Source organism: Paenibacillus sp. FSL K6-3182 (genome assembly GCF_037976325.1).
GTDB lineage: Bacteria > Bacillota > Bacilli > Paenibacillales > Paenibacillaceae > Pristimantibacillus.
On record NZ_CP150265.1, the window covers coordinates 3,439,683 to 3,452,415 of the forward strand.

Annotated in this window: 9 protein-coding genes; all 9 read left to right on the forward strand. The window is 47.3% G+C overall.

The features are described 5' to 3' along the window. Window positions 1-67 precede the first annotated feature (67 nt). The 9 genes from MHH56_RS14960 to MHH56_RS15000 all read left to right on the forward strand — a co-directional run bounded on the left by MHH56_RS14960 (window position 68) and on the right by MHH56_RS15000 (window position 12,603). Window positions 68-1,000 carry an ABC transporter ATP-binding protein gene (locus MHH56_RS14960; protein WP_339209598.1) on the forward strand — a complete coding sequence of 311 codons (933 nt, stop codon included), beginning with the start codon at window positions 68-70 and terminating at the stop codon, window positions 998-1,000. Then, window positions 997-1,902, forward strand: coding sequence for an ABC transporter permease (locus MHH56_RS14965; protein WP_339209028.1), 906 nt, complete (start codon window positions 997-999; stop codon window positions 1,900-1,902). Before MHH56_RS14960 ends, MHH56_RS14965 begins: the two co-directional genes overlap by 4 nt. A gap of 230 nt (window positions 1,903-2,132) precedes the next feature. Next, a complete protein-coding gene (locus MHH56_RS14970) occupies window positions 2,133-4,043 on the forward strand; it encodes a hypothetical protein (RefSeq protein WP_339209030.1) in 1,911 nt (636 codons plus the stop codon). A gap of 15 nt (window positions 4,044-4,058) precedes the next feature. Next, on the forward strand, window positions 4,059-5,048 hold the full coding sequence (locus MHH56_RS14975; protein ID WP_339209031.1) for an AAA family ATPase: 990 nt from the start codon (window positions 4,059-4,061) through the stop codon (window positions 5,046-5,048). Further along, a complete protein-coding gene (locus MHH56_RS14980; protein WP_339209033.1) occupies window positions 5,045-6,052 on the forward strand; it encodes a DUF58 domain-containing protein in 1,008 nt (335 codons plus the stop codon). Before MHH56_RS14975 ends, MHH56_RS14980 begins: the two co-directional genes overlap by 4 nt. A gap of 88 nt (window positions 6,053-6,140) precedes the next feature. Next, window positions 6,141-8,129: a VWA domain-containing protein gene (locus tag MHH56_RS14985; protein ID WP_339209035.1), complete on the forward strand. Its 1,989-nt coding sequence runs from the start codon at window positions 6,141-6,143 to the stop codon at window positions 8,127-8,129. Further along, window positions 8,113-11,076: a VWA domain-containing protein gene (locus MHH56_RS14990; RefSeq protein ID WP_339209037.1), complete on the forward strand. Its 2,964-nt coding sequence runs from the start codon at window positions 8,113-8,115 to the stop codon at window positions 11,074-11,076. The genes MHH56_RS14985 and MHH56_RS14990 overlap by 17 nt, the downstream gene beginning before the upstream one ends. A 32-nt stretch (window positions 11,077-11,108) precedes the next feature. Further along, window positions 11,109-12,185: a CHAP domain-containing protein gene (locus MHH56_RS14995; protein ID WP_339209039.1), complete on the forward strand. Its 1,077-nt coding sequence runs from the start codon at window positions 11,109-11,111 to the stop codon at window positions 12,183-12,185. 58 nt (window positions 12,186-12,243) lie between these two features. Beyond that, window positions 12,244-12,603: a rhodanese-like domain-containing protein gene (locus MHH56_RS15000; RefSeq protein WP_339209041.1), complete on the forward strand. Its 360-nt coding sequence runs from the start codon at window positions 12,244-12,246 to the stop codon at window positions 12,601-12,603. Window positions 12,604-12,733: the final 130 nt, after the last annotated feature.

Here is a 12,733-nt window from a genome sequence, read left to right on the forward strand (position 1 = left end):
CATTAATGTGGAAGTGCCTAAAACAGAACCTGCGGAACAACCATCAAATGATGCGCCTCTGGTTCCGATGATTGAAATCAAACAGCTTTCCAAAACATTCGGAACGTTTCAAGCGCTTAAATCGATAGATCTAACAATTCCGAAGGGAACGGTATTTGGTTTTGTTGGGCCCAATGGGGCAGGAAAATCAACGACGATGTCTATTCTTGCGACATTAATGATACCGACCTCAGGCATCGCAAAAGTAGACGGATTTGACGTGACCAAACATCCGCATGAGGTGCGTAAGCGAATTGGATATATGCCGGATTTTTTTGGTGTGTATGACCAATTCAAAACGTTAGAATATTTGCATTTCTATGGCGCCAGCTATGGTATACCGAAGGCGGAGCGGGAGCAGCTGATTCCGCAATTGCTGGAGCTGGTCAATTTGAGTGATAAAAAAGATGCTTACGTTGACTCGCTGTCTCGGGGGATGAAGCAGCGGCTTTGCTTGGCACGCTGCCTCGTTCATGATCCAGAGCTGCTTATTTTGGATGAGCCTGCTTCCGGTCTTGATCCTCGAGCACGGATTGAGATGAGAGAGATATTGCGAGAGCTGAAGTCAATGGGGAAAACGATCATCATTTCTTCACATATATTGCCTGAGCTCGCCGAAATGGTAGATGAAATCGGCGTCATTGAGCATGGTGAAATGATTGCGATCGGAAATGTCGCAGATATTCAAAATAGATTGCGTGTCAAACGTTTCCTGCATGTGAGATTAGTTGATCGGGAGTCAGAAGCGGAGCTGTTTTTGCGTGATCGCCCTTATGTTAACCGAATTTTTCGAGATGAACGTGGAATACAAATTCACTTTGGCGGACAGGATGCCGAGCAATCGCAGCTGCTTCATGATCTGGTTGCTGCAGGTTTTCAGCTGATCTCCTTCAGTGAAGCACAGACGAATCTTGAGGATGTGTTTTTGGAAATTACGAAAGGGGGAGACGGACTCGAATGAAGGAGCAATCCGCGGCAAGAGCAGGCCGAATGAGCTGGCGTCACCAGCTTATCAATCCCGTATTGAATAAAGAGTTCAAGCTTAGAATGAGGACGCCTCGCGCGATGTGGACGCTGTTCTTTTACTTATTTGCAATCGGCTTAATGGCTTTAAGCGCTATTTATTTAACTGAAGTAACTTCTGGACGAGGACAGTCCTATAATCCTGAGCAAAGCAAAATTTTATTTTATTTTATGAGCATGGCACAGCTTGGTTTGATTGCTTTCATGGCACCAGGCCTCACTTCTGGTGTTATTAGCGGCGAACGCGAGAAGCAGACCCTTAATTTGCTGCTCACGACGCAGCAAAGCTCAGCAACGATTGTGCTTAGCAAGCTTGTATCGTCACTAAGCTTTATGGTACTGATTGTGATCAGTACGATTCCTGTATACAGCATGATCTTTTTGTATGGCGGCATCTCGCCAGAACAGCTCTTTCTTGTTTTCTTGTTTTATTTATTTATTATGTTTGTACTCGGCTCCTTCGGCATATTATTCTCGACATTATTCAAGCGAACAATGATTTCTGTCATCGTAACGTATGGCGTTACGTTGTTTATGTTTGGCGGAACAGCATTATTATTTATTGTACTCGTAGGCGTGATGGAACAAATGCCGCAAACGACTACAAATGCTTATAGCTGGATCGGTCATATTATTGCCTTGAATCCTGCGGCTGCTTTGTACAGCATTTTAGATCCGCTCGTCTCAAATCAAGCCTTTTCTGTAAATTCGATTGGACAAAAAGGGAATAACGCGCCGCTTGCATTGTGGCAGGAGTTCATTATTATCTATACGCTTCTCTCCATCCTTGCTCTATGGCTGGGCATTCGTAGACTTCGTCCTCGCTTGAGACGGAAATAATGCTTGAAAAAGAAATTATGGTTACGAAAGAGAGAGCTGTGAAGCAAAAAATGCGTTAGAGTAAGGTTTTGCAATGAAAAAGATGCTTACGAAGTAAAGTTTGCTGCGCAAATGATGCTTACGAAGTAAAGATTTGCTGCGTAAATGATGCTTACGAAGTAAAGTTTTGCTGCGCAAATGATGCTTACGAAGTAAAGTTTTGCTGCGCAAAACTTATAGGAGGGCCAGTTATGCAAAAGAAGTCGTTGGTTGAACTGCTCCAGCCTGTTAGACGCAGGTTGACAATGTTTACAGTGAGCCGTTATGCGCTGATAGGTTTACTTGGAAGCAGTGCTGCCGGCCTTTTGCTGCTTGGTGCGAGCAGGCTGTGGCCTATTTTGCATGTTCGACTGCTTGTGTTCATCATTGCTAGTTTAGGTTTCGTTGTTGGTGTGGGTATTGGATTATGGAAGCGTGCTTCCTTAAGGGAAGCAGCTAGAATGATGGATAAACAAGTAACCGAGGATGCGATATCGACTGCTCTTGATGGGTTAATGCGTGAAGAAGATCAGGCTCATCCGATCATTATCATGCAGCGGGAAGTGGCAACAGAGGCTGCAGATAAATATGTGAGCGGATTGCATTCTTCGCTGCCGTGGCCAGAATGGCGAAGCTGGCGTTTGCTGATCTATAGCGCAGCTGCTGTATGGATCGTTTTGGCGATACTGCTATTCCTGCCAAATTCACTTGACGAACGAGCGGAAGCGCTCGCAGTGGCAAAGGAAAGGCTTGTGGCGCTGGAGCAAGAAACGGAGAAGCTTACTGATCTCGCGGAGGCAGCAGAGCTGCCAGAGGATCAGAAGCAGGAGCTGCTTAAACCTCTAAAGGAGCTGCGCAGCAAGCTCGATTCGCTGGGCAGCGATGGAACTGAGGCGCTAGAGCAGCTGGAGGCTGCGATTAACAAGCTGGAATTAGCAGCTGAAGCGGCGCAGAAAACGGCGAAGCGGTTGGAAGCTGCGGCAAATGCGATGAGCAATGAACCAAGCCTGCGGCAGCTCGGTCAAGCTTTGCAGGACCGAGACGCCGCAGGCATGCAGCAAGCGATCGACGCTATGCGATCGCAGCTGCATCAACTGTCGCCAGCGCAGCGTGAAGCGCTGGCGAGTGCACTTGAGCGGCTGGCAGCAGAGCAGCCGCAAGAGCAGGGCGCCGCACAGCTTGCTGCGGCGCTTGAACAGGCGGCGCAGCAGGCGCGCGCCGCAGGTGATGCCGGGGCGGACGGCGGAGCCGCCCCGGATGGCGAGAGCGCCGGCGATGCACTCGCGGCGCTTGAGAAAGCGCTCGCCCGCGAATTATCGCAGGGCGAGCTGGAGCAGTTGGCCCGAGGTATGGCGGGCCAGCTCGGGCAAAGCGGGCAGCAGCTGGCACAGCAGCTTGCTGCGGAAGGCGCCGCGGGTATTGCGCCCGGCACTGGCTCTAGCTCTAGCACTGGCACTAGCTCTAGCACTGGCACTGGCTCTAGCTCTAGCACTGGCACTAGCTCTAGCACTGGCACTGGCTCAGGTTCAGGCTCCGGCACTGGATCTAGCTCTGGCACTAGCACTAGCTCCAGCACTGGCACTGGCTCTGGCACTGGCTCTAACTCTAGCTCTAGTTCTGGATCTAGCTCTAGCTCTAGCTCTAGCTCTAGCTCTAGCTCTGGCACTGGCACTGGCTCTGCCTTAGGCACTGGATCTAGCTTTGGCTCCGGCACTAGCACTGGTTCTAGCTCTAGCTCTGGCTCTAGCTCTAGCTCTGGTTCTGGCTCTGGCACTGGCTCTGGATCTGGCACTGGCACTGGCACTGGATCTGGATCTGGATCTGGCACTGGCTCCGGCACTGGACCAGGAGCTGGCACAGGAGCCGGCGGTAGAAATTTGGTCACAACGCCTCGTACGATGCAGGGCTCCGGTAATGTACAGCAGGATGGTGGTCCTTCATCAGGGGGGCAGACCGTTAATGGCGGTCAATCCCCTATGATCGATGGAACGACACGTCCTTATGAGGATGTCTATAACGAATATGCAGCAGAAGCGAAGCAATCGCTAGGACGCTCACAGCTGCCTGATAGTATGCAGGAGAAGGTTAAGCAATATTTTGATCAAATTCAACCGAACCGATAATGGAGATGATCCGATATGATTGAATCCAAAGCACAGTTAGATGAGGCTGCCGCGAGGATTGCTGCATTGAAAGAAGAGATTGGCCGTGTCATCGTCGGTCAGCAAGCCGTTGTGGAGCAGCTGCTCTGGTGTTTGCTTGCCGGGGGTCATGCCCTTCTCGAAGGAATACCAGGCCTTGGCAAAACGATGCTGATCCGCACTGTTGCGGATTGCATTTCTTTGCAGTTTTCTCGTATCCAATTTACGCCCGATTTGATGCCTTCGGATATTACGGGTACAACATTGATAGATTTTGGTACCCAAGGCGCAGCCGCACATCGGTTTCAAGCAGGGCCGATATTCGGAAATTTAGTGCTCGCAGATGAAATCAATCGGGCGACGCCCAAAACACAAAGCGCATTGCTGGAAGCTATGCAAGAGGGTACGGTAACGGCAGGCGGGGAAACGCATCAGCTGCCAAAACCTTTTTTTGTGCTGGCTACCCAAAACCCGATAGAACAAGAGGGAACCTATCCGCTGCCTGAAGCGCAGCTTGATCGTTTTTTGCTCAAAATAGGTGTGGATTATCCAAGCCGCGAGGAGCTTAAACAAATCGTGCTCCGCACAACTTCAATTACTCAGCCCAAAGTTTCGGTTGTTCTTTCCGCGGCTGAATTATTGAATCTGCAGATGTCCGCTAGACAGGTTTTAGTCGCCGATGAGGTGCTTGATTTAGCGGTTAAGGTTGTTATGATGTCGCATGCTGGCGAGCCTGACGCACCTGAAGAGGTTAAACGATACGTTCGATTCGGAGCGGGGCCGCGTGCTGTTCAAGCTATTATCGCTGTAAGCAAAGTTAGAGCATTATCAGCTGGAAGGCTTCATATTTCTTGGAATGACATTCGGCAAACGGCTTTGCCGGTGCTTCGGCATCGACTCGTGCTTAGCTATGAGGCACAAGCGATGGGCTTGTCGAGCGACCAGCTGTCCGAAGCCATTTTAACGGCTGTGGAGGCCGCGCGATGAGCGTGAGCAACGAATCAGCAGACGCATCAAAGAATGCCTATTTTTCATCTGCCGGACTTTCGAATCAGGAAGCTTTGAAGCTATTATTTCCTAATCTATCTTTTCTTACGGAGCTTGAACGAATGCGTATTCGTGCAGGTAACCGCATCAAAGGTTTGCTGGCAGGCAAAAGGCGCTCCAGTTCGCTTGGCGGATCGCAAGAATTTGCTGATTATCGGCCTTATTCATCCGGTGATGATATCCGCCGAATAGATTGGAATGTTTATGGACGAACAGGCAAAGCGTTTATTCGGCAATATTGGGATGAACAAGAGCTGCAGGTTAGCCTCTACATTGATGTATCTCCATCCATGGCTTTTGGACATTCGGATTCAAACAAGCTTCAATATGCATTAAGACTAGCTGCATCTTTAGGGCATATCGCGCTTTGCGGTGATGATCGAATATCGGTGCGTTTGTTTCGTGATACGATCATTAGAGAGCTGCAGCCGCTTCACGGGCGTGTTTCTTCTTCAAAGCTTTTTCATTTTTTAGCAGATGCCATGCAGCAGCTGGAGAGGGATAACGATTCTTCTTCCCCAGCCGCAACAAAATTCGTTAACATGGCAGCACCATTCCAGACGGCGGCTGCATTGCCGAGACGTTCCGGTTCCGCGTGGGTACTTACAGATGCAATGTTTGAACATGGAATCGAAGAGACGCTCATTTCGTTAACAGCAGCAGGTCAACAGGTCGTGCTGGTACATCTATTGTCGCCTGAAGAGTTGAACCCCGATTTGAGCGGAGAACTCAAGCTAATTGACTGCGAGCTGGGGACGGGAAAGGAAGTAGCGATAGGTCAAAAGCTGCTTCATGAATACCGCAGTGCGGTTGCAGGCTTTCAAAATGAACTGAAGAGCATATGCGCAGCACGCGGCGCCTCTTATATTTTCGTGGATACTGGTGTTTCATTAGAGGAAACAGTTAGACACACTTTTTTATCCTCGCATGTACTTAACAGCTAGTTCCAAATTTATCGCTTTAAAAGGTTTTTGCATATGTACTATCCTAGATCTCTTTAAAGCATGATTAGAATGGATTGGAGGGTATTGGATGCAGTTTTTGTCCGTGGCATCGGCTTGGTTTGCATTTGCGTTGCCAGCTATCGCTGCCATGTATATCCTAAAACGAACCTATAAGAACCAGCATATCGCTAGTCACCTGCTATGGAGACGGGTATTGCAGGAGCAGAAAGCGAATCGGCCATGGCAAAAGCTCCGCAGCCGCTGGCTTCTCATTTTGCAGCTGCTCGTTGCTCTAATACTCGTATTCGCTTTAATGGAGCCCATAGTCTTGAGGCAGGCAGCGCCATCTGGTCATGCTGTCCTCCTTATTGATCGTTCTGCAAGCATGTCGGCAAAAACAGGAGATATCAATCTTAGTGCGAAGACAAGCCTTGAATCAGCAATAGAAGCAGCAGAGATCTGGCTTGACAAACAATCGATTGCTCGATTGATTACGATTGTTGCCACAGGCGCACAGCCTGAAGTGTTGACGAATCGCCAAAGAAACAAAGAGCAGATGAAACGACAACTGCAAGCGATAACTCCTTTTTATGGAAAAACAGATCATACCGCAGCCCTTTCGTTAGCAGATTCTTTGTTGCAAGAGGATTCACATGGAGAAGTCGTAATTTTTACAGATGGCCAGTGGTCAGATGCTGCAGAAGCCAACAAGCTTAACCTGCATGCAAAAGTTGAGCGTGTAATCGTAGGACAAGCGAGCTCTGACAGCAATGTATCGCTTTTATATTTTGGCATCAAAGCAGATTCGAACGATAGCGGTAAAAGTGTGGGTATGATTACGATTCAAAATGACAGTAAGCGGGAGCAGACAGTAAAGCTTGATGTATTCGCTGCAAATGATGAGAGTGACGTGAAAAAGCAGATTTTAGCTGCAAATCGAACCGTTATTGTTCCAGCAGGCGATTGGGAAAGCGTGGAGATCGTTGATCTTCCTCCAGCCCTTTATTACAAGGCCAGAATTGAACAACGTATGGATGCTGTTGTCATTGATAACACGGCATTTCAATTTCCGACAATTCCAAGTGCTAGGCAAGCACTTCTCATTTCGGAAGGAAATTTGTTTCTGGAAAAAGCACTGCAGCTGGCAGGCGTACAAACGGTAAAAATAAGTCCAGACAGCGTCGTTCCAACAGGTGAGCAGGTTGATAAGCTGGATTGGATTATTTTAGATGGGATGAATGAACGGCTGCTGGCCGACTCTGAATGGTCCATGCTGCTTAAATCAAAGCCGCTATGGATGATCGATCATCCCGATCAATCGGATGAAAAAGCAAGCATTCCATCGAACACGAGAGTAGAGAAGAAGGAGCATCCCCTTACGACTTATATCACATTTGCTGATACGCATATCGGTCGACTGGAGAAGCCTGATGCATCTGAACTTTTATGGGGAGAGCCGGTACTTAGCTATGGCGGAATACCGGCAATTTATGCAGGCAAGGAGAATGGCAAGGCGAAGCTGCGCTTTACTTTTAATTTTCAAGATACAGATTTGCCGCTCCGGCCAGAGTTTCCGATTCTTATCCTTCAAGCTGCACAGTGGATGAGCGGTGGTTCTCACCTTGAGCTTGGTTCTGTTATTGCAGATCAGTTAATGGAAATTTCTCTACATACGAATACGGTCAAAGCGGCATGGGAAGCGGTTGAGCTTACAGGAGGAGACTCCCAAGCTGAGCGTGCGCTGCTTCGTCAGTCAGCAGAGCTTGATTTGGATTCAGCTGGATTATATATCGCACCTTCCATTCCAGGGTTATACCGCCTCGTAGAAAGCGACAAAGATCAAACCGCTGTAAGCAGCCGGTTGCTCGCTGTCACGGTTGATCATGAGGAGCTTCAGAATAATGGAGCCGTTGAAGGGGTGTTTTTGCCAAACGCAACCTCTGAGCTCGCTCCAGCTACCGGCATAGATCGTTCAACAGAAGAACAGCAGATATCGTTGCAATTGTATGTTGCGATTTTATTGCTCTTCATTATGGCAGCTGAATGGGAGGTGTATCGCCGTGGGCTTTCAGGCTGAGTTCCCGCTCGCGTTTCTATTGCTGCTTCCTTGGCTTTTATATATCGTTTGGATGTTCAAAATGACCCTTCGACTTCGCGGCCGCAGAAAAATAATGTCTATTGTCACACGCTCGATTATACTATTGCTCCTGATTGCAATTGCAGCTCAAGTCCAGCCATTTATTGAGCGAGAGCAGCGCAGCCTCGTATTTGTCGCTGACAGGTCAGAGAGCATGCGAGCCGATAAACGAATAGGCAAGTGGATAAATGAGGCGTGGACTGCTAAAGAAGAAGCTGATCGGGGAGGAATCATTTCTTCTGGGTTGAATGCGGCAGTTGAACGGACGGTTACGAATGAGGAATTAGCAGGGGATACCGAGTTTAATTTCCAAGCGAATGTCAATCGGAACTATACCGATCTGTCACAAGGGCTTCAGTTAGCAGGAGCTATGCTGCAAAAAGAAGGCGGAGGACATATTGTTCTGCTCTCTGATGGTGCAGAAAATACAGGTGATGTGCTTCGACAAGCACGTATGCTCAAAAATGCAGGTATTTCAGTCGATGTTGTCGATATCAACACTTCGGTTGTAACGGACACCTCGATTGAAGAACTAAATGTACCGGCAGCTCTTAAGCAAGGGGAGACCTTTACCTTTGAGATTGCCATTAACAGTACAATTGCGGGTCAGGCACAGCTTCGTCTCTATGCAGATGATGCTGAGCTCTCAGTTTCGGATATCCAGCTTGAAAGAGGCGAAAATCGTTATTCGCTGCAAAGCGTTGCGCTGGACCCCGGCTTTCACCGTTTTAGAGCTGAAATATTTACGGCAGGCGATGAACAGCCGGCAAATAATACTGCACATGCCTTTAGCCGGGTAAGCGGTCCACCAAACGTATTAATTGTGGAAGGCGTTCCTGATTCCTCAGCTAACATAGAAGCTGCGCTGCAAGCTTCCGTCATCCGTTACGAGACGATCATGCCAGAGCAATTGTCGGTCGAACTAGCACAATATGCAGCATATGATAGCATTATTTTGAATAATGTATCCGCTGCGCGTATAGCTGAGAAGCCTATGGAATGGATTGCAAAAGCGGTTAGCGATTATGGGGTAGGCTTGATGATGGTCGGAGGCGACGAAAGCTTTGGGCTTGGCGGTTATTTCAAAACGCCAGTTGAGCGTGCGTTACCCGTATATATGGACCTGCAAGGAAGAAAACAAATTCCATCGCTAGGACTTGTACTCGTCATTGATCGATCTGGAAGCATGTCGGATGGCAAGCTTGATCTAGCGAAAGAAGCTGCCATGCGAACGATTGAGCTGCTGCGAGATACCGATACAGTAGGAGTAGTTGCGTTTGATTCTTCGCCTTGGTGGGTTGTAAAGCCGACGAAGCTTACAGATCGCCAAGCTGTCCTTGATCAAATCCAAAGCATTCAGCCTGAAGGAGGCACCGAAATATTTTCAGCGCTGAATGAAGGTTATGAAGGTTTAAATAAGCTTGACGCACAGCGCAAGCACATGATTTTGCTGACGGATGGTCAATCTTCAACGAATGCCAACTACAATACGATTACAGATGCAATGAATGAGAAAAATATGACGCTGTCGACAGTTGCTGTAGGAGAAGGCGCTGATCAGAGACTGCTTGAGCAGCTAGCGAAAAATGCCAAAGGGCGGTATTACTTTACGAAAGACGAAAGCACGCTTCCCGCTATTTTTAGCCGAGAGACCGTGATGATGTCTAGAACGTACGTCGTGGAGCAAACCTTCACCCCAAGTATCGGTCAAGCAGGAGAGTGGTCTTCCCTTTGGCGCAATGGTTTGCCTGCAATCCATGCCTATATAGCAACTACGCCGAAAGAAACAGCCGAGATTGCATTATGGACACCCGAAGGCGATCCACTCCTCGCTCGCTGGTCTTATGGTTCTGGAAGGACGGTTGCATGGACTAGTGATTTAAGCGGAAAATGGTCAAGCCAATGGGTGCAATGGGCTGAGCTTCCTAAAGTTTTCGTTGATTGGGTAAAATGGACGTTTCCCCAGTTTGAGCGTGCACCCTATTCCATTACTGCACAAGTGAATGGTACTGAAGCAAAGGTAACCGTTCATTCACAGGCGGAGGGAGCAGGAGATGACAGCAAGCTTTCTGCAGCTATTCTGAATCAAGAGGGAGTAAGCGAACGGAAGCGATTAATGCCAGTGGCACCAGGTGAATTTGAAACGAAGCTAACGGTTACTGAACCCGGTGTTTATTTGGCGCAGATTGGTCAAGGGGATAGTCACTCGTCTATTCAAAATGGGAATACGGCAGGATTTGTGATCCCTTATTCGCCAGAATATCGAATCGCAAATCAGGATGGTTTAAAGCTGCTTGAACAGGTGGCCGCCACAACTAGTGGAAGAATTTTAGATCCAATAGACCCAAAGCAAGCCTTCCAATTTGAACCTATTCTTACACGGCAAGTTTATAACTGGACACATGGCCTTCTCGTGGCAGCACTGGTGCTATGGCTGCTTGATATCGCCATTCGCAGATTGTCTATTTCATGGAATCGTGTGTTTCAGCCGCTTATCCAAACATTTAGTAGAAAAACGAAGTTATCAATCCAGCGAGATAACGAAAGAGCTTTAAGTGCCCATTCGTCAAGCTCTGTGAGTCGCTTAAAGGAAAGAAAGTCAGAAGCAGTCCGTTTTTATAGCGGAGATAACCATCCACGAGATCGTGAAGAAAAAGGCCAATCAGGAGATGCTTCAGGCAATCGGGACGATGAGAAAAAAGTGAACGTTTCTATTGCAAGGAACACGAGCTTACAAGTGCCAACCAAAGAGGTGGAGCGCGCGCAAGAAAATGATCCTAACGTTGCAAGAGAACTAGATTCGAATCGAGTGAATTTGCAAGGCAAAACAGAGAACGGAGCTACAATCAATCGTCTGCTTGCAGCGAAAAACAGAAAGAAGCGTTAGTATACTGCTATCCATGCGGAGGAGGTGTCTATTTGAACACGATAAAAAAAGAACATCGAATGGAAAGCATTCGTTTTTTTGTACAAGAATTGATTTCATCGATCAATAATGAGGCGAAAAAACAAGAAGCGTCTATTCGTCTTTTCGGCGTTGCTAGCTTGGCCTCCATGTTGGCAATGAAAAGAGGACAGGATGCTGAGCTCGCATCAACCGCAGCATTGCTTCACCGATATTATGATTACAAAACCGGTATTAGTGAGTTTTGTGGTCTTAACAGCGCAGAATCCGTACGACCTTTTATTCGGGATTTGGATCTGTTCACAAAGGAAGAGCAAAATATTATTCTTAGAGCGATCTTCTATTATGAAGACAGAAGCAGAAGCAAAGGGCCTTATGAAGAAATTTTAAAGGACGCCTATTTATTGCAATTGTATCTTCACCAGCCAAATCATTGTTTTGATCAGGGCGGGAAAAGTAGACTTGAAAAGGTATTAAATGAACTTATGATACCCGCCAAGTCTGTAGGAGCGTTAATAAACTGTGATACAGGCGAGACGGATGAGCGTTCAACAACGCGGGAGCTGCTTGCTGACATCGCAGAGTCGCTTGCGGGTAAAGATATTATTGGCGTGCCTGGCGATGAAAGGTATAGAGAGATATGCCGATATTGGCCGGACTCAGATATCCATAAAGTGTTGAAAAATAGCTGGTGCGCTGCATTTGTTTATTATTGCTGCAAATTAGCCGGCTTTCGTCTCCCCATTCGTTACCCGAATGGTGTTTGTCGTTTCGCGGGTGTAGCAGCTTGGCTGGAATGGGCACAACTGCCTGAAACTGGATTTTTTAATAAGGATGGGCAGGATGGATTTACACCTCAGCGAGGCGATATTGTCATTTACGATAAGCTGCTCTCTGATGAGCCTCATGATCATATTGGCATTATTTTGAGTTGCGAGGATACTCAGATACTCGTAGCTGAGGGTAATCGAGACAATCAGAACTACTCAGATGTTTTTTACAGGGAAAGACAACGCTTTATACTGGGATACATACGGATAAGCAATGACTACCAATATGAATGGAGCGGCGAGTATGTTCCAATTACTTAATGCTGTTAATAATTAATTGAGTTAATCAAGATAGACATGAGCTGGCCGTAGCGTTACAATGCTTGTAAATGAAAATTTAAATGCATCGCTTGAAGGGATGGGTAACATGTACTCAGAGATTACGACAGCCGAGTTAGAGAGCCAGTTGAAGGAAGGTAAAACCTTAAATCTAGTTGATGTTCGTGAAACAGAGGAGTGGCAAGAAGGCCATATTAAAGAAGCACGCAGCATTCCGCTATCAGCGCTCCAAGAGCGGATTGATGAGTTTCAGCAAGGGGAAGAAGAGATCATTATTATTTGCCGCAGCGGCGGCCGCAGCGGGAAAGCTTGTGATTATCTCGAATCTCAAGGTTTTAAAGTAGTAAACGTAGCTGGCGGCATGCTTCAATGGCAAGGCGAAGTAGCTTCTGGAGAATAATAGAATAATAGGTTTCTAAAAAAGCCCATTGCGGGCTTTTTTTATTTGTATAATCGAATACAGGAATAGATCACTTGAGGAATAAGTATCAAATGAATATATCTATTGTTTCTCTTGCTGCGATTAATGA

Excerpts from the sequence above, each read along its gene's own strand:
- MHH56_RS14975 (WP_339209031.1), top strand. The coding sequence starts at position 4,059 with ATGATTGAATCCAAAGCACAGTTAGATGAGGCTGCCGCGAGGATTGCT.
- MHH56_RS14985 (WP_339209035.1), top strand. The coding sequence starts at position 6,141 with ATGCAGTTTTTGTCCGTGGCATCGGCTTGGTTTGCATTTGCGTTGCCA.
- MHH56_RS15000 (WP_339209041.1), top strand. The coding sequence starts at position 12,244 with ATGCTTGTAAATGAAAATTTAAATGCATCGCTTGAAGGGATGGGTAAC.
- MHH56_RS14980 (WP_339209033.1), top strand. The coding sequence starts at position 5,045 with ATGAGCGTGAGCAACGAATCAGCAGACGCATCAAAGAATGCCTATTTT.
- MHH56_RS14970 (WP_339209030.1), top strand. The coding sequence starts at position 2,133 with ATGCAAAAGAAGTCGTTGGTTGAACTGCTCCAGCCTGTTAGACGCAGG.
- MHH56_RS14965 (WP_339209028.1), top strand. The coding sequence starts at position 997 with ATGAAGGAGCAATCCGCGGCAAGAGCAGGCCGAATGAGCTGGCGTCAC.
- MHH56_RS14960 (WP_339209598.1), top strand. The coding sequence starts at position 68 with ATGATTGAAATCAAACAGCTTTCCAAAACATTCGGAACGTTTCAAGCG.